General features: G+C 59.4%; 16 protein-coding genes. 6 read left to right on the plus strand and 10 right to left on the minus strand.

The window, feature by feature from the left end:
- Positions 1-33 precede the first annotated feature (33 nt).
- The 7 genes from ACXAC3_RS11845 to guaA form a co-directional block, all read right to left on the minus strand.
- Positions 34-987, minus strand: coding sequence for an alpha/beta fold hydrolase (locus ACXAC3_RS11845; protein WP_475160285.1), 954 nt, complete (start codon positions 985-987; stop codon positions 34-36).
- Entirely contained in the window at positions 977-1,894 is a 918-nt protein-coding gene (metA, locus tag ACXAC3_RS11850; protein WP_475160288.1) for a homoserine O-acetyltransferase MetA, read from the minus strand. Before metA ends, ACXAC3_RS11845 begins: the two co-directional genes overlap by 11 nt.
- 39 nt (positions 1,895-1,933) lie before the next feature.
- Positions 1,934-2,806: an ATPase gene (locus ACXAC3_RS11855; RefSeq protein WP_475160291.1), complete on the minus strand. Its 873-nt coding sequence runs from the start codon at positions 2,804-2,806 to the stop codon at positions 1,934-1,936.
- A 49-nt stretch (positions 2,807-2,855) separates the two neighbouring features.
- Positions 2,856-3,752, minus strand: a complete 897-nt coding sequence (locus tag ACXAC3_RS11860; RefSeq protein ID WP_475160294.1) for a DMT family transporter — start codon at positions 3,750-3,752, stop codon at positions 2,856-2,858.
- A gap of 100 nt (positions 3,753-3,852) precedes the next feature.
- On the minus strand, positions 3,853-4,977 hold the full coding sequence (locus ACXAC3_RS11865; protein ID WP_475160297.1) for an OmpP1/FadL family transporter: 1,125 nt from the start codon (positions 4,975-4,977) through the stop codon (positions 3,853-3,855).
- Positions 4,978-5,098: 121 nt separating this feature from the next.
- Positions 5,099-6,004 carry a DMT family transporter gene (locus tag ACXAC3_RS11870; RefSeq protein ID WP_475160299.1) on the minus strand — a complete coding sequence of 302 codons (906 nt, stop codon included), beginning with the start codon at positions 6,002-6,004 and terminating at the stop codon, positions 5,099-5,101.
- A 98-nt stretch (positions 6,005-6,102) separates the two neighbouring features.
- Positions 6,103-7,662 carry a glutamine-hydrolyzing GMP synthase gene (gene guaA, locus ACXAC3_RS11875; protein ID WP_475160302.1) on the minus strand — a complete coding sequence of 520 codons (1,560 nt, stop codon included), beginning with the start codon at positions 7,660-7,662 and terminating at the stop codon, positions 6,103-6,105.
- A gap of 91 nt (positions 7,663-7,753) precedes the next feature.
- On the opposite strand from guaA, the gene ACXAC3_RS11880 reads away from it, so the two are divergent.
- Entirely contained in the window at positions 7,754-8,200 is a 447-nt protein-coding gene (locus ACXAC3_RS11880; RefSeq protein WP_475160304.1) for a GNAT family N-acetyltransferase, read from the plus strand.
- A 130-nt stretch (positions 8,201-8,330) separates the two neighbouring features.
- On the plus strand, positions 8,331-9,875 hold the full coding sequence (locus ACXAC3_RS11885) for a trimethylamine methyltransferase family protein (protein ID WP_475160307.1): 1,545 nt from the start codon (positions 8,331-8,333) through the stop codon (positions 9,873-9,875).
- Here ACXAC3_RS11885 and ACXAC3_RS11890 read toward each other — a convergent pair whose 3' ends face one another.
- The gene (locus ACXAC3_RS11890; RefSeq protein ID WP_475160309.1) at positions 9,876-10,175 is read right to left on the minus strand and encodes a DUF6477 family protein; all 300 of its coding nucleotides are present in this window, start codon (positions 10,173-10,175) and stop codon (positions 9,876-9,878) included.
- 240 nt (positions 10,176-10,415) lie between these two features.
- Between ACXAC3_RS11890 and ACXAC3_RS11895 the strand changes: the two genes are divergently transcribed.
- Positions 10,416-11,534 (plus strand): DUF6456 domain-containing protein, encoded by a 1,119-nt coding sequence (locus ACXAC3_RS11895; protein ID WP_475160311.1) that lies wholly within the window; start codon positions 10,416-10,418, stop codon positions 11,532-11,534.
- Between the two features lie 54 nt (positions 11,535-11,588).
- Complete coding sequence (locus tag ACXAC3_RS11900) at positions 11,589-12,512, plus strand: hydrogen peroxide-inducible genes activator (protein ID WP_475160312.1); 924 nt, start codon at positions 11,589-11,591, stop codon at positions 12,510-12,512.
- Positions 12,513-12,561: 49 nt separating this feature from the next.
- Here the strand turns inward: ACXAC3_RS11900 and ACXAC3_RS11905 are convergent, their stop codons facing one another.
- The gene (locus ACXAC3_RS11905) at positions 12,562-13,110 is read right to left on the minus strand and encodes a redoxin family protein (RefSeq protein ID WP_475160314.1); all 549 of its coding nucleotides are present in this window, start codon (positions 13,108-13,110) and stop codon (positions 12,562-12,564) included.
- A 263-nt stretch (positions 13,111-13,373) separates the two neighbouring features.
- Between ACXAC3_RS11905 and lipA the strand changes: the two genes are divergently transcribed.
- Both lipA and ACXAC3_RS11915 read left to right on the plus strand, forming a co-directional pair.
- Positions 13,374-14,324 carry a lipoyl synthase gene (gene lipA, locus ACXAC3_RS11910; protein ID WP_475160316.1) on the plus strand — a complete coding sequence of 317 codons (951 nt, stop codon included), beginning with the start codon at positions 13,374-13,376 and terminating at the stop codon, positions 14,322-14,324.
- Positions 14,321-15,475: an amidohydrolase gene (locus ACXAC3_RS11915; protein WP_475160317.1), complete on the plus strand. Its 1,155-nt coding sequence runs from the start codon at positions 14,321-14,323 to the stop codon at positions 15,473-15,475. Before lipA ends, ACXAC3_RS11915 begins: the two co-directional genes overlap by 4 nt.
- On the opposite strand, the gene ACXAC3_RS11920 is transcribed toward ACXAC3_RS11915, so the two are convergent.
- Entirely contained in the window at positions 15,465-15,638 is a 174-nt protein-coding gene (locus ACXAC3_RS11920; protein ID WP_475160319.1) for a hypothetical protein, read from the minus strand. The genes ACXAC3_RS11915 and ACXAC3_RS11920 overlap by 11 nt on opposite strands.
- Between the last annotated feature and the right edge of the window lie 2 nt (positions 15,639-15,640).

Consider the following 15,640-nt stretch of genomic DNA (forward strand, 5'->3'; position numbering starts at 1 on the left):
AAATCCATATCCTACTATGGATTAGCTGTGGGCTTAACGCAAACCCGCGCGTTGCGCAGCACGGTCTATCGCGGCGGCGACTTCGGGGGCGGCGACAACCTGGGGCATGTGTCCGATGCCGGGCAGTTCGATCAGTTCGGCACCGGGGATCTGTTCGATCAGACGCTCGGAATGCCAGCCCAGACCTACTGTCGTATCGGCCGTTCCGTGTACGATCTCGGTCGGTACGGAAATTTCGCTGTACCTTGGTTGTAGCGACCGGACTTCGTCAAGAAGGTTGGCGCGCTGCTTGGCGTTTGCGTGCATCGAGGCCCGTCGCATCGTCAGGCCCGGGCCAAAATGTTCGGCGTACCCTTCGGGCGCGGATTGCGGAGCAAAGACCTGATCCAGCGCTTTTTCGACATACCATTGCGGCACAAACGCACTGATCAGCGGCAGGGCCAGCGCGCTACCCGCCGGGGTGGATGCCAGTTGGTTGAACCCGTCCAGGGGTGTCTCCCACGGGATTGCGGCGGGGGCGATCAGAACCAGCGCCGAGATATTGTCGGGCCGGGTCACCGCCCAGGCAAGCGATACCGAGCCGCCATAGCTTTGTCCGGCGACGATGGGTTTATCCGCGCCCAGCTGCGCGGCGGCCTTTTGCAGTATTGCGGCCTGTTCTTCGATTGTCTCACCTTCCGGGTTAAAGCTGGCGCTGTAACCCAGACCGGGGCGGTCAAACACGATGACCCGGAAGTGTTCCGCCAATATCGGGGCGAGTGCAAAGGTCATGTCGCGGGTATTGCCGCTGGACCCGTGGATCAAAACCACATCCGGACCCTGGCCCATGGTCACCGCGTGTACAGCGATGCCATCGACCATGACGATCTGACCTTCGGGCGGAAAGGCGGCTTCGGCGCGGGCCTCGTTCCGTGCGGCGCGCCATGTGGTGACGACCGTCATGGCCACAAGGAACAGGCCGAAGGTTATGAACGCCTTAGTCGCCAATTTTTTCCAGATCGAACGGGGTGGATTGGTAGATCTCGTTGATCCAGTTGCCATACAGCAAATGCGCATGGCTGCGCCAACGGTTCTGTGGCGGCTGAGCCGGATCGTCGTCAGGGTAGTAGTTCATCGGCACGTTGATGGGCGTGCCATTGGCGACATCGCGATCATATTCCTGTTTCAGCGTATCGCTGTCATATTCGAAGTGGTTGAAGATATAGATCGCGCGGTGCGCGCGGTCTTCCACCAGACAGGGCCCGACTTCGTCACTGCCCAAAAGCGTGTCCAGACCGGGCGCACCGTCGATTTCATGCTGTTTCATCTCGGTCCAGCGGCTGACGGGGATCACGCAGTCGTCAGAGAACCCGCGCAGGAACGGCGAGGCCGGGGCCAGATTGCGGTGACGAAAGCAGCCAAACGCCTTGGCGTCCAGCATGTGTTTGCGGACACCGTGGAAATGGTTGATCATCGCCATCCCGCCCCAGCAGACACCGAAGGTCGAATGCACGTTGGTCTGGGTCCAGTCAAACACTTCGGCCATTTCGTCCCAATAGGTGACGTCGTCGAATTCCAGATGCTCGATCGGAGCGCCGGTGATGATAAGGCCGTCAAACCGTTCGTCCTTTACCTCCTGAAAGGGGCGGTAGAACTCGGCCATATGTTCGGCGGCGGTGTTCTTGGTCCGGTGTTCGGTCATGCGGATCAGCGACAGATCGATCTGCAGCGGGGTCGCACCGATCAGGCGGGCAAACTGGTTCTCGGTCTGGATTTTCTTGGGCATCAGGTTCAGCAACCCGATCCGCAGGGGGCGGATGTCCTGACGCATCGCCTGATCCTCGGCCATGACCATGACGCCCTCTTGGGTGAGAACGTCAAATGCAGGAAGGTCGGAAGGAATCTTGATCGGCATCAGGTGCAAGCCTTTGGAGAAACAGTGTAGATGCGGTAATTAAGCGCGGTTCGCGCGGGTCTCAAGGGTGCGTTCGATCAACTCATCGAAATCGGCGGCGTCGCGGACCTTGTGCATGTCGTCCGCGGTGACAGAAACACCCCAGTTGGCAGACATCGCCTGATAGCGCGGCTGACGGTGGGCAAGGGCCTGTGCGTATGTCCAGCGGATAAAGGCATCGGGATCGACATCCTCGGCCCGGCACCCGTTTTGCGACAGGTAATCATTCCAGACGCGGGTCAGAAACTCGGGCTGGTAGGACATCGGCTTTGGTGCCTTGTCAAAGCGCCTTATCAGCTCGGCGGTGTGATCCTCGTCCCCCTGGATCCAGATCATCAGGGTCTGGCGGGACAGTTCCGACAAAAGGTGATCGGCCGGATCGCTGGGGTCCACCCATTCACAGATCGACCCGCCGGTGTCGCAGATGAAATGCGGGTAATGGTAAAGCCGCTGCGCCCGGTCGATGAAGTATTCAGTGTCCAGAAGGGCGTGAATTTCAGCCTGACGGAATTGCTCTTGCCGGCGGCGGTATTCCGGCAGTTCCAGTCCCCCCAGCGCAGGATTTCCGGGTTTGCCCAGATAAGCCGCCACCGGGGTCAGGTTTTCGAACGAAATGTTCGAGCCGATGAAGATCGAATCCGACAAAAGCATGTCGCGCAAAAACGGCACTTTCATTGCCTCGGCCTTGGCGTTGTCGGTGATGTATTCGCCCATGTACCGGGTGCCGATCCGGTAATCGATCGAATAGTGGAACCATTCCCCCGAATCCCGCAGGACATTGGAGACAAAGGTTTTACCCAAGCCCGACATGCCGAAAAACAGCACTTTCTTGCGTGCGGCATCACGCCAGTCTTTTGCCGAGCCGTAGATCATCGTCCGCTGTCCCTTTTTCCGACCTAGCTAAAACGGGCAGGGGGCGGCGTCAATCATGAGTGCGGGACCGGTTGAGGATCAAAAGCCCGGCGGCAAGGATAGCAAATCCCAGATAGGCCTGCGGCGGCAGCGCCTCGTCACGCAGAACCGCGCCCAGAACGATGGCAACAGGCGGAATGATCAGCGTCACAAGCATCAGGTTTCCCGCGCCTGCCATCGCCAGCACCCGGTAATAGAGCAAATAGGCACCGGCCGTGGCAATCAAAGCGTAATAGGCGATGGCGCTCCAGGTTATCAGCGGCAGATCCAGTGTCGGCACGCCGTCCACCATCAGGGTTACGGGCAGGATCAAAATCGTTGATCCCGTCAGCATGCCCGCCGCGGCAACGATCGGGGGCAGGTCGGACAACGTAACCCGGGCCCAGGCCCCGGCCAGAGCGTAAGAGATCGTGCCTGCGATGATCGCCAGTTGCGCGACGCTTTGCAGGCTGAAACCGGCGAAGTTCTGTAGACCGATCGCCACGGTCACGCCAAGAAAGCCAAGTCCCACACCCAGCGCCCGCGTGCGCGTAAGCCGTTCGTCCCGGAAAAACAGTGCCGCTGTCAGCACGCCGAACACCGCTGTTGCCGCGTTCAGGATCGAGGTCAGGCCGGTCTCGATGTAAAGCTGCCCCCAGGCCATCAGTGTAAACGGGATTGCATTGTTGAGCAGGCCCATGACCAGGAACGCGCCCCAAATTCTGGGGCTGCGCGGCACTGACAGACGCCTGAGCCGCACAACCAGCCACAGTGCGAGCATCGCCCAGAAGACCCGATGCAGCACGGATGTCATGACCGGAACCGTGTCCAGCGCAATCCGAATCGCCACAAACGAGGCGCCCCAGATCAGCCCGAGCAGCAACAGCTCGGACCAGGCACGCGGAGAGAGATGTCTTTGAGTTTCCATGTGCCCAATTACGCCCGACAAGTTCGGCAAGGCGACCCGAAACTTGCGAAAAAAAGACCCCGCTGAATCAGCGGGGTCCGTATTGGTGGTTTTGGCTGGATTAGTTCAGGGCGTAGGTGACCTGAAGACCAACACTCCAGGCGCTGTTGCCGCTGAAGTCCGCACCCTGATTGGTGGTGGCATCGCCGATGTCGGTGTAACGGACACCGCCCGAAATCTGAGCGTTTTCAAGCGAGTATGTTCCGCCTACGCCGATGCTCCAGAAGCCGTCGGTCGGGCCGAGGTCCGAAACGGTGGCATCGGTCGAGGTCTCATAGCCGACGGTCACAGCACCCGAGAATTCGTCGGAGAACTGGTAGCCCATGCCAAGCGTGTAGGTGAAGGTATCGTCGTCATAGTCCAGCAGGTTGCTGCCGGTGATGCCAACGTAAACCGGCGGTGCGTAGACCGACTGCGGCCAGTCCACCCATCGGATCGAACCGAACAACAGGGTCTTCGGTGCAACGCCTGTCTGGAAGTCCAGGTTGACGGATTGCGGTGTCACAACCTCGGTCTCGGTGTCGGCGGTGAACACGCCGGCGGGAATCGGCGGAACGATGTTGTTGGATTCGGTCTGCGACAGGTTATGCGTGATCTTCGAGTTGTAGGTCAGCGAAACCCGGGCCGCAATTTCCGGCTTTTCCCAGGCGACGCCAACGACATAACCAAAGTCGACTTCCGCGTCGATGTCGACCTCATAACCAGCCGCGGCAGGGACCGCCACGTTACCGGTCAGGCGCTGAGCCCGCACACCACCGATGGCGCTGAACCCGCCGTCGAACTTATAGCGGAACAAAGCGGTAATGGTGTCCGTGTCTGCTTCGGCGCGCAGAACGTCGGTGCGGCCGCCAAACGGAGCGGTCGGGTTCTGCGACAGGGGATAGTTCGATGAGTATTCGACGTCGGCGCCGAACGGCTGATCGTAGATCAGGGCAAAATCCAGATTCTCGGTCAGCGACGTCTTGTAACCCAGATGCGGGGTGAAGAAGTCATTGGCGACGTTGCCCGAGTTAACTCCGCCGAGTGTGCCGGATACGTCGGGGTTGGTGTAACCAAGGCGAAACTGCACGACAGAGTTTTCTTCGAAGATCAGGTTGATCCCCTGGCCGCTGCGATCGAGGCCGCCTGCATATGCCCCCGTCGCTCCAACGCAAACTGCGCACGCCTGAAGAAGCGCTTTTTTCATTATGTCCTCCCTTAAGGTGTCCTGGTGGTCAGTGCCGGTTGACGATCGGTGCTGCCTGACCCGCTGTGTGGTGCTCGATACTTTCTAAAGCTGCATTCTACCGTCAACTGGTGACGGTGCGTTACTTCTGGCGAGTGTTGTGCAGCACTGTTGCCAAACTGTTACGATTTTCGGCGTGAACGTTCAGAAAGATACCTGAGAAGATCACCGCCGCCCCAAGCAGGGTCCAGTGATCCAGCGGTTCGTGATACAGAATCATGCCGACAATCGCGATGGTGGGCAGCCGGGCAAAGTCGAACGGAACCACCACTGTTGCCGGTGCGATGGCCAGCGCGTTGGTTATGCAGTAGTGCGCCAACAGCCCCGCCAACCCGACCAGAAGCAGATACGGCGCGGTGCTGGCCGTGGGCATCGCGATCTGTCCGTCGATGCCCGCGGCGATCAGGCCAAGTACGGCCTGCATGACCGTCAGCCAGAACATGATGCATCCGATGCTGGCAAAACGGGTGAGCTTTTTGGTGGAGATCGTTGTCAACGCAAAGAACACCGCAGACAGTGCCGCCGTCAGCACTCCGGCGCTCAGCGGTACCGCGCCCGGTCGGGCGACGATGAGGATGCCGGCGAAACCGATCAGCGCGGACATCACACGCACCGTTGTCAGGCGCTCGCGCAACAAAAGCGGGGACAAAAGGATCACCCAGATAGGCTGCGTAAACTCAAGCGCGAAGACCTGCGCCAGAGGAATAACCGTGACTGCGTAGAACCACAGGTTCTGGCCGGTGAAGTGCAAAAGGTTGCGGATACCATGCAACCCAAGCCTGTATGTGGAAACCTGATGCCATTTCTTCGACCACGTCAGAACCAGTGCGACCACACAGATCCCGACGAGGCTGCGGAAGAACATGATCTCGAACGTGTCATGCGTGGCGCTCAACTCGCGGCCGGCGACCGCCATGGAAGAAAAGGACGCAATCGCCCCCGTCATCCAAAGCGCGGCCTTGCCGATTTGCGGTTTGCTGGTTTCCATGCCCCTGCCTGAGAGTTTGGTAAGTTACGCGACTGAAATATATTGTTTTTCGCGCGATCCCAATCAACAAAAAAGCCGGGACACCGCCCGGCTTTTGGTTATTCCCACTCGATGGTTCCCGGAGGTTTCGAGGTGATGTCATAGGTGCATCGGTTGATGCCCTTGACCTCGTTTATTATGCGCGTAGCGGTTTCACCGAGGAATTCGTGACTGAACGGATAATAGTCGGCGGTCATACCGTCCACTGATGTCACCGCGCGCAGCGCGCAGGCATAATCATAGGTACGCCCGTCGCCCATCACACCAACGGTGCGGACGGGCAAAATAGCCACAAAAGCCTGCCAGATATCATCATACAGCCCGTGCTTGCGAATCTGATCTATGTACACAGCGTCCGCTTCGCGCAGGATTTCCAGCTTTTCGCGCGTGATCTCGCCGGGGCAGCGAATGGCCAGACCCGGTCCGGGGAAAGGGTGGCGTCCAATGAAGCTGGACGGCAGTCCCAGTTCGCGACCCAGGGCGCGCACCTCGTCCTTGAACAGTTCGCGCAGGGGTTCAACCAGTTTCAGGCCCATTTTTTCCGGCAGGCCGCCGACATTGTGGTGCGACTTGATCGTGACCGAAGGGCCACCAGAGAAGGAAACCGATTTAATCACGTCCGGATACAGCGTGCCCTGCGCCAGAAACTCGGCGCCGTCTATGGTGTCAGCATGCTTCTGGAACACGTCGATGAACAGCTTGCCGATGATCTTGCGTTTGGTTTCCGGATCGCTCTGGCCTTCCAACTCGCCCAGGAACAGCTCGCTTTCATCCGCGTGGATCAGCTGAATGTTGTAATTGTCGCGGAACATGCCGACGACCTCTTGCGCCTCGTTCTTGCGCAGCAGGCCGTGGTCAACAAAGACGCAGGTCAGTTGGTCGCCAATCGCCTCATGGATCAGGATCGCCGCCACCGAACTGTCGACACCACCAGAGAGGCCGCAGATGACCTTTTTGTCGCCGACCTGCTCGCGGATCTTTTCGATCATCTGTTCGCGATAAGCGCCCATGGTCCAGTCGCCGCTGAACCCTGCCAGCCTGACGAAGTTCTCATAGAGCTTTGCGCCCTTCGGCGTGTGGTGCACTTCGGGGTGGAACTGAACGGCATAGAAGTGACGGCTTGTGTCAGCCGTGATCGCAAACGGCGCATTGGGCGAGGTGCCGAAAACCGCAAACCCGGGGGCGATTTCGCTGACATGGTCGCCGTGGCTCATCCAGACCTGCTCGTCACCTTCGGCAAACCAGCCATCAAGGATGTCCAGCTGTCCCTTGGGTGTCACGAAGGCGCGTCCGAATTCGGCCGTGCCATGCCCGCTTTCGACCCTGCCGCCCAGCTGGTGCATCATCACCTGCTGGCCATAGCAAATGCCAAGGATCGGCACGCCGTAGTCGAAGATTTCCTGCGGTGCCCGCGGCGACCCGTCGCGCGTCACGCTGTCCGGACCGCCCGAGAAAATAACGGCTTTTGGTGCCATTTCCCGCACGAAGTCCATCGTGACATTCTGATATGGGTGAATTTCGCAATAGACATTCAGTTCGCGCAGGCGGCGGGCAATAAGCTGCGTTACCTGGCTGCCGAAGTCGATGATCAGAAGGCGGTCATGGGTGTCTTGGGTCATGGTTGGCTATTAGGTCGCAAGGCTTGCATGTGCAAGCGATATGACGTCAATTGTGCAAATCTGCCCCGGGAATTGGAAGGAAGCGCCTGTGATGTCAGAAATCCGGTTCAGGGCAGCGGTTCCCGCCGACGCCGACGCGGTGCGGACCTGTATCGAACTGGCCTATGCGGACGCCAGGCGTGATATTGCGGATTTGCCGGATGTCGCGGGTGGTGTTTCCGAGGAAATTGACCGGCACGTAGCCATGGTGGCCGAGATCGAGTCTCAGATCGTTGGTGCCATCTTTTTCGGCCTCGTTGATGATGCGGTCATGATCTTCAACCTGGCCGTTTCCCCTACCGCGCAGGGCCGGGGGCTGGCGCGGCAACTTATGGGGTTCGCGGAACGTTTTGCAGCGGAGAAAGGATGTAAGCGTCTGAAACTGCGAACGCACTGCAAGATGCACGGAACCATCGCCATGTACCGCCACATGGGCTGGAAAGAAGTTGAGCAGGGCGGCAACGGCATCGTAATGCAGAAACCTGTAAACGCGCGTTAAGAACCAAACCAGTGGCCGCTTGTGGTCGCCGATGTCGCTTTTCCCCCCAGAGCGCCGTAAAACAGATGCTGGCGGTTGATGCGGTCCTGTAACAGAATGACCAAATCAACCATTCAGACGGGATTTTCTCATGTCAGAGGCAAACACCCGGCGCAGGGCGAGAGGTGGCGGTGGCGCTGCCCGCCGGGCCGAACGCACCGCAGTTCGTATCGAGACCGCGAAATACATCGAAAGGAACATTCCGAATTTCGAGATCCTCAACGAAGAAGCGCTGGAGATCATCGAAACCAACGCGGAAACCGTTCTGGCCGAGGTCGGCGTCAATTTCGTCGACAATCCGGGCGCGTTGCAGCGGTGGAAAGACGCTGGTGCCGATGTCGACGGTGAGCGTGTGCGCATTCCGCGCGGGCTGGCGCGTGAGTTGATCAAGACCGCACCAAGCCAATTCACTCAGCACGCCCGCAACCCCGAGAAATCCGTTGTCATCGGTGGCCGCAATCTGGTTCTGGCCCCGGTCTATGGCCCGCCTTTCGTGCGCGATGCGCAAGGTGGCCGTCGCTATGCGACGATGGACGATTTCAATAAGTTCGTGAAACTGGCCTATATGTCCAAGTGGCTGCACCACTCGGGCGGCACGGTGTGCGAACCGACCGACGTGCCGGTGAACAAGCGTCACCTGGACATGCTGATGGCGCATATGACCTTGTCCGACAAGCCGTTCATGGGGTCGGTCACCGATCCCAGCCGGGCGCAGGATTTGGTCGAGATGTGCGAGATTCTGTTCGGCAAAGAGTTCGTGCAGGAAAACACCGTCATGACCTCGCTGACCAACATCAACTCGCCGATGACCTTCGATGACGTGATGATGGGCGCGCTTGAGGTTTATGCGCGCAACAATCAGGCCTGCATCATTTCGCCGTTTATCGTCGGCGGTGCGATGGCGCCCGTTTCTGTTGCAGGAACGCTGACCCAGGTGCTGGCCGAGGTCATGGCCGGCGTGGCTTACAGCCAGCTCATCCGACCGGGTGCGCCAGCTATCTTCGGTGCCTTCGTTTCTTCGATAGACATGAACTCGGGTGCGCCGACCTTTGGGACGCCAGAGGCGTCGCTGGTCACCTATGGCGCCGGGCAACTGGCGCGGCGGCTTGGCCTGCCGTTCCGTTCCGCGGGTTCGTTCTGCGGCTCAAAGCTGCCGGATGCTCAGGCGGCGTACGAAACCGCCAACTCGCTGAACATGGGTCTGATGGCCGGCGTAAACTTCATGCTGCATTCCTGTGGCTGGCTGGAGGGTGGTCTGGTCGCGGACTTTGAAAAGTTCGTCATGGACGCCGACCAGTTGGGCGTTCTGCACGGTCTGGCCAAAGGCGTTGCCTATGACGAGAACGCGCAGGCCATGGACGCCATCCAAGAAGTTGGCCCCGGTGGCCACTATTTGGGCTGCGCCCACACGCAGGCCAACTTCAAGGAAGCGTTCTGGAAATCGGAAATGCTGGACTACAAGCCCTATGAGACCTGGGAAGACGAGGGCGCGCGTGATACGCGGCAACTGGCCTCGGCGCGGGTCGAGCATCTGCTTGCCAACTACCAGCAGCCGCAACTCGACCCGGCAATCAACGCCGCGTTGAATGAATATGTGGCGGAAAAGAAAGCATCCATGCCGGATGCCTTCACCTGATCATTGATATTGTGCGGCGCGGCTGGCCTGAAACAGCTGCGCCTCACCCAACAGCGCAATCAGCAGGTCCAGATGACGGACCAGGGAATAGGCGTTATCCTCGGCCAGCCGTTGCGCGTTAACTTCTCGTTCCAATTCCAACAATCGGACAAGTGCGGCACCCGTACCGGGCAGCGCGCCGTAGCCCAGCAGTCGTTGCAGATGCCGGTCCCGATCGTAATCCTGCGCCCCGAATTTTGCAGCCCGCGCCAACAGACGGGGGCGGCGGAGGGCGGTAATCATGGTCATCAGGTCCTGCATTCGGGGGTTCCTTTATCTGAACGAATGTCCCCCCTTTTGTGGCACAACCTAAGCGGGTGTTGCCTTGATCAAGTTCCCTCCGAACTCTGACTTCATGACTGTTTATTTTTTTGACTTAAATCTGGTTCTTGTCTCGGCCGGTTAACGAACGAGTAACGAAAGCGGCTCTAGTTAGAATTGGTTAACAATTCACCGGGGGCGACAAATAGCAGATCGTATTGTCGAAGAGGGCAAGTAACTATGCAGAACAACATGGTTTTCACCATTCCGGCCTGGGTACCTGAGGGGGCGCAACGATATCTGGCCCACACGGAAACCGGCCAGTCGATCCGCGATATCGCGCGATCGGCAGGATGCCATGCTTCGACCATACTCAGACAAATCCGACGCATTGAAATGCGCCGGGATGACCCGCTTGTGGACGCCGCCCTGCAATCCCTGGCAGAAACACATTTTTCCGATCCGGGTGATCAGGGGCCGCAGGCGGGCAGCGGCGTTATAACAGTCGCGCCGGAGGATGCAGCGGCGGCAGAGGATGAAGAATTCGACCGCGAAGCCCTTCGGATACTTCGCCGGCTGTGCGAAACGGGCTCGGTTCTGGCCGTTGCCGAAGAGATGGACAAGGCCGTTGTCGTGCGCGATTCCGGGGAAGGCGGGGCGACCAGAACTGCGGTGGTCGAGTGCAGGATTGCGCAGGCTTTGGCGCTAAAAGACTGGATCTCATGCGACAATCCGGGTCGGATTTCCCGCTACCGGATTTCGTCTTCGGGACGGACGGCGCTGAGCCGTTTGGTGGCGGACGCCGAAAACAAGGCGCGGGCCCGGAATGAATTTGGCATGGCCGAGGCGCAGACACCGTTCCATTCGCATTTGAACCGGGGGCAGGGGGCTGCCAAGTCCGATCGGCCAAGGCGCATTCGCTATAGCGCGGCGGAAAGCCCGCTGATTGCGCTGGCACGCAGACGGGACCGGGACGGAAAGCCGTTTCTTGACGAAGAGCTGGTCAGTGCTGGCGAACGTTTGCGGGAAGACTTCGAACTGGCGCAGATCGGACCCACGGTTGCCCAGAACTGGGATCACTTTCTGACTGCGGGCGGGCGCGGCAGTTTCAACAGCGAGGCCCATGGCGGACGGGGCTCGTCGGATGCGCGGGACCGCGTGGCGCGCGCCTTGTCGGATCTTGGGCCGGGCCTGAGCGATGTCGCCCTGCGGTGCTGTTGCTATTTGGAAGGGCTGGAACTTGCGGAAAAGCGCATGGGTTGGTCAGCGCGGTCTGGCAAGATCGTGCTGCGGATCGCCTTGCAACGGCTCAAGCGGCATTATGAAACACAGGCAGAGCGCAATCGCATGATCGGATAGGGCGCAGCCATTTGCCCGGCTTGCGATTTACCCCCTGAATGATAATCAGGGGTTATGAATTTTACCCTCAGACAGTTGCAGTATTTCTGTGCCGTGGCGGAACAACGGAACTTTGGCCGCGCGGCACAGGCGTGCAATGTTTCTCAACCCGCCCTGTCAGTGCAGGTCAAGGCGTTGGAGGAAACGCTGGGCGGCCCATTGTTCGAACGTCAGGCCCGCGACATTCTTCTGACACCTCTGGGACGGGATGTGCTGGATTACGCGCGTCAGGTTCTTGGTACCGCGGATCGGTTGGATCAGTTCGCCAAGGATCATTCCGGCGGCCACAGGTCCCTGTCCATCGGAATAATTCCAACGATCGCGCCGTACCTGCTGCCCGGTGTTCTGGCGGGGTTGCGCAGCTCTGACGTGTCGTTGCGTGTGCAGGTCCGGGAAGCCAGAACCGAACGCCTGTTGGCGATGTTGCGGGCCGGGGAAATTGACGCCGGTGTTGTGGCCTTACCGGCCGGGGGCAGCGCATTGATCGAATTGCCCTTGTTCGAAGACCGCTTTCTGCTGGCAGGCAGCGCCTCGCGCATTCAGGGCATGGCCCGCGACCCCGAAGCGCTGAGGCCGCTGGACCTGCAGACCGCGCAGTTGATGCTGCTGGATGATGGTCACTGTCTGACGGATCAGGCGCTGGAGGTGTGTGGTCAGGACCGCAGCAGCGGGTTGATCAATATGGGGGCGTCTTCGCTTGCGACCCTGTCGCGTTTGGTTGCCGAGGGGTTTGGATTGACCCTGATGCCCGAACTTGCCGCGCGTGCCGAGGTGGATGCCGTACCGGGGCTGAGGCTGATGCGGTTTACCGGACCTCAACCGGCCCGGACCGTGGGGCTGGTGCGTCGCGCCTCAACCGGTGGTGAAGAATGGTTCAACGGGTTGGCGGATGTCATCCGGCAGGTCGGCGAAGGGATCGTCTCGGCCACCCGCGCCTGACCAATGAAAAAGCCCGCCAGAGGCGGGCTTTTCACGAGTTCTTTGGACCTCAGGCCAGTGCCGGTTCCTTGGCCTCGTCCAGATGCTTTTTCAGGTTTTCCGGAGACGAAACCCCATAGGGGTCTTCCGGGCAGTTGTCCATCAGGCCGGGCTCTTCGAACCAGGCCTCGACAACACCGTCATTCACGATGGCCGCATAGCGCCAGGACCGCATGCCAAAACCCAGATTGTCCTTGTCGACCAGCATACCCATCTTCCGGGTGAACTCGCCCGAGCCGTCCGGGATGACCTTGACGTTCTCAAGGCCCTGGTCCTGCGCCCATTTGTTCATGACAAAGCTGTCATTCACCGACATGCAATAGATTTCGTCGATGCCCCCGGCCTTGAAATCCGCATAACCGTTTTCGAATCCCGGCAGTTGGTAAGTCGAACATGTGGGCGTGAACGCACCGGGGAGCGAGAACAGAATGACGCGCTTGCCAGCGAAATAGTCAGCGGTTGTTTTGTCTTCCCAGCGGAACGGGTTTGATCCCTCGACCGCTTCGTCACGCACGCGCGTGTGGAAGGTGACGTCCGGCAATTTGGCGCCAGTTTTCATACTCAAGCTCCTGTGAATCAGATGTGAACTGAGAGGGATTTAAAACAGTTCTAAATCGGCTTCAACGCAATACTTGCCGCAATCGCGAATTCGATGGCGGATTGGTATACCACTGACAAAGATCACTTTTTATGCGAATAAAATACACTCTGTTCTGCGAATGCATGGTGCGCTGTCATGGCCGGTATGCATGGGTGGTGTAGTTCCCCGGCACGGTTTATGTTAGGCAAAAGCAAATTGACCCAAAGTCAGGAAAGCCGACCGTGCGTGATCTGAAGATCCCCGAACAACGTCACCCGGAAAAAGCGCATCGTCAGGACAATGCGCAGCCGAAAAAGCCCAAATGGATTCGTGTAAAAGCGCCCGGTGGCAAGGGCTATGCCGAAACGCACAAGATCATGCGCGAGAACAATCTGGTCACCGTCTGCGAAGAGGCCGGGTGCCCGAATGTCGGTGAATGCTGGAGCCAGGGGCACGCGACCATGATGATCATGGGCGAGATCTGCACCCGCGGCTGTACATTCTGCAATATCGCCACGGGCCGCCCTGATGCGCTGGACGTGTTTGAACCCGGGCGCGTTGCGCATGCGGTCGAAAAGCTGGGTCTGAACCATGTGGTCATCACCTCGGTCGACCGCGATGATCTTGAAGACGGCGGCGCGGACCATTTTGCGCAGACCATCCGCGCGATCCGGCATCGCTCCCCCTCGACAACGATCGAGATTCTGACGCCGGATTTTCTGAAATGCGATCCTTCGGTGTTGGAATCCGTGGTTGCGGCGAAACCGGATGTGTTTAACCACAACCTGGAAACCGTCCCCGGCCTGTACCCCGAAGTGCGCCCCGGCGCGCGCTATTTCCACTCGCTGCGCCTGTTGCAGCGCGTCAAGGAAATGGACCCGTCGATCTTTACCAAATCCGGTATCATGGTTGGTCTGGGCGAGGATGAACAACAGGTCCGGCAGGTCATGGATGACATGCGCGCCGCCGATATTGACTTTCTGACCATCGGCCAATACCTGCAGCCGACGCCCAAGCACCATGGCGTTGATCGCTTCGTCACCCCAGAGGAATTCGCATCCTACGAAAAGGCGGCCATTGGCAAGGGGTTCCTGATGGTGTCCGCCACGCCTCTGACCCGGTCGTCCTACCATGCGGGGGATGATTTCGCGCGGTTGCGGGAAGCGCGGCAAAAGAAGCTGGAGCAAGGGTGACACCTGACGCGCTAACGCGGCTGATCAGTCTGCGGCACGAACTTCACCAGCGCCCCGAACTCTCGGGTGAGGAAATTGAAACTGCCGCACGCGTGGCAGATCAGCTGCGTGGGTTTGGCGCTGATCAGGTGTTGACCGGGATCGGGGGCCACGGCGTTGCCGCGGTGTTTTCCGGTGATCAACCGGGGCCGACCGTGGCCATTCGATGCGAGCTTGACGGGTTGCCCATTCACGAACTTTCAGGTGCGCCCTATGCATCCCGCGTGCCGGGCCGGGGGCATCTTTGCGGACATGATGGCCATATGGCCATGGTTTTGGGCGTAGCAGAGCACCTTGGCCGCAACCGTCCTCAAAAGGGGCGGGTAATTCTGATGTTCCAGCCCGCCGAGGAAACCGGGCAGGGCGCCATCGCCTTTCGGGCAGACGCGGCCTACGCGGATTTCTCACCTGACTATGTGTTCTCGTTACACAACCTGCCGGGATTGGCATTGGGTGAGGCGGAACTGTGCGTAGGTCCCGCGAATTGCGCGTCGCGCGGGATGAAAATAACGCTGACCGGCAAGACCTCGCACGCCGCCGCCCCGCAGGACGGGCTGTCGCCGGCTGGGGCGTTGTCATCCCTGATGCCGCAATTGGCGGGGCTCGGCCGGGGCGGTGCGCTGAATTCTGAATTCGCGCTGACAACCGTGACCCATGCCAGCCTGGGTGAGCCGACTTTCGGTGTGGCTCCGGGGCGCGCTGAACTTTGGGTGACCCTGCGAACGGTTGCGGATGAGCGTATGCAGCACCTGATTGCAGAGGCCGAAGCACTGGTAGCAAACGCCGCCCTCGCGCATGGGTTGACGTTCAGTATCGCGTATGACGACGTGTTTCAGGCCTGTGTGAACAACCCGGATGCCGTTGAAATATTGATGAAATCCTTTGACGCGGCGGATGTCCTCTGCCGCACGACGAACTTGCCGCAGAAGTTTTCCGAGGATTTCGGACAGTTTGGGAAAGATGCCAAATCCGCCATGTTCTGGCTGGGTGCCGGGTTGGACCATCCGCAGTTGCACAATCCGGACTATGATTTCCCGGATGAACTGATCCCCATCGGTACAGGTGTGTTTCTGGCGGCGATCAGGCAGGTGCTGGGCGAAGTCAGGGTCTGAAACGCGCCCATTCGAGCGTGGCCCAGTCTGGCCACCAGCCAAGGTAATCCGCTCCGCCGATCAGCAGGCACAGGATCACAATTCCGAAAACCAGTTTCACCCGTCTTTCCGAGGGTGGATTGCGGGCCCATTTGGCCATGCGCAGCAGGTGTCTGGGGTTCATCG

Source organism: Ruegeria sp. ABV4_181 (assembly GCF_056158465.1).

What these genes read in the sequence shown, in the direction of transcription:
- ACXAC3_RS11865 (WP_475160297.1), bottom strand. Translation starts at nt 4,977, where the DNA reads ATGAAAAAAGCGCTTCTTCAGGCGTGCGCAGTTTGCGTTGGAGCGACG.
- ACXAC3_RS11855 (WP_475160291.1), bottom strand. Translation starts at nt 2,806, where the DNA reads ATGATCTACGGCTCGGCAAAAGACTGGCGTGATGCCGCACGCAAGAAA.
- ACXAC3_RS11905 (WP_475160314.1), bottom strand. Translation starts at nt 13,110, where the DNA reads ATGAAAACTGGCGCCAAATTGCCGGACGTCACCTTCCACACGCGCGTG.
- ACXAC3_RS11890 (WP_475160309.1), bottom strand. Translation starts at nt 10,175, where the DNA reads ATGCAGGACCTGATGACCATGATTACCGCCCTCCGCCGCCCCCGTCTG.
- ACXAC3_RS11860 (WP_475160294.1), bottom strand. Translation starts at nt 3,752, where the DNA reads ATGGAAACTCAAAGACATCTCTCTCCGCGTGCCTGGTCCGAGCTGTTG.
- ACXAC3_RS11880 (WP_475160304.1), top strand. Translation starts at nt 7,754, where the DNA reads ATGTCAGAAATCCGGTTCAGGGCAGCGGTTCCCGCCGACGCCGACGCG.
- ACXAC3_RS11895 (WP_475160311.1), top strand. Translation starts at nt 10,416, where the DNA reads ATGCAGAACAACATGGTTTTCACCATTCCGGCCTGGGTACCTGAGGGG.
- guaA (WP_475160302.1), bottom strand. Translation starts at nt 7,662, where the DNA reads ATGACCCAAGACACCCATGACCGCCTTCTGATCATCGACTTCGGCAGC.
- ACXAC3_RS11920 (WP_475160319.1), bottom strand. Translation starts at nt 15,638, where the DNA reads ATGAACCCCAGACACCTGCTGCGCATGGCCAAATGGGCCCGCAATCCA.
- ACXAC3_RS11870 (WP_475160299.1), bottom strand. Translation starts at nt 6,004, where the DNA reads ATGGAAACCAGCAAACCGCAAATCGGCAAGGCCGCGCTTTGGATGACG.
- metA (WP_475160288.1), bottom strand. Translation starts at nt 1,894, where the DNA reads ATGCCGATCAAGATTCCTTCCGACCTTCCTGCATTTGACGTTCTCACC.
- ACXAC3_RS11885 (WP_475160307.1), top strand. Translation starts at nt 8,331, where the DNA reads ATGTCAGAGGCAAACACCCGGCGCAGGGCGAGAGGTGGCGGTGGCGCT.
- ACXAC3_RS11900 (WP_475160312.1), top strand. Translation starts at nt 11,589, where the DNA reads ATGAATTTTACCCTCAGACAGTTGCAGTATTTCTGTGCCGTGGCGGAA.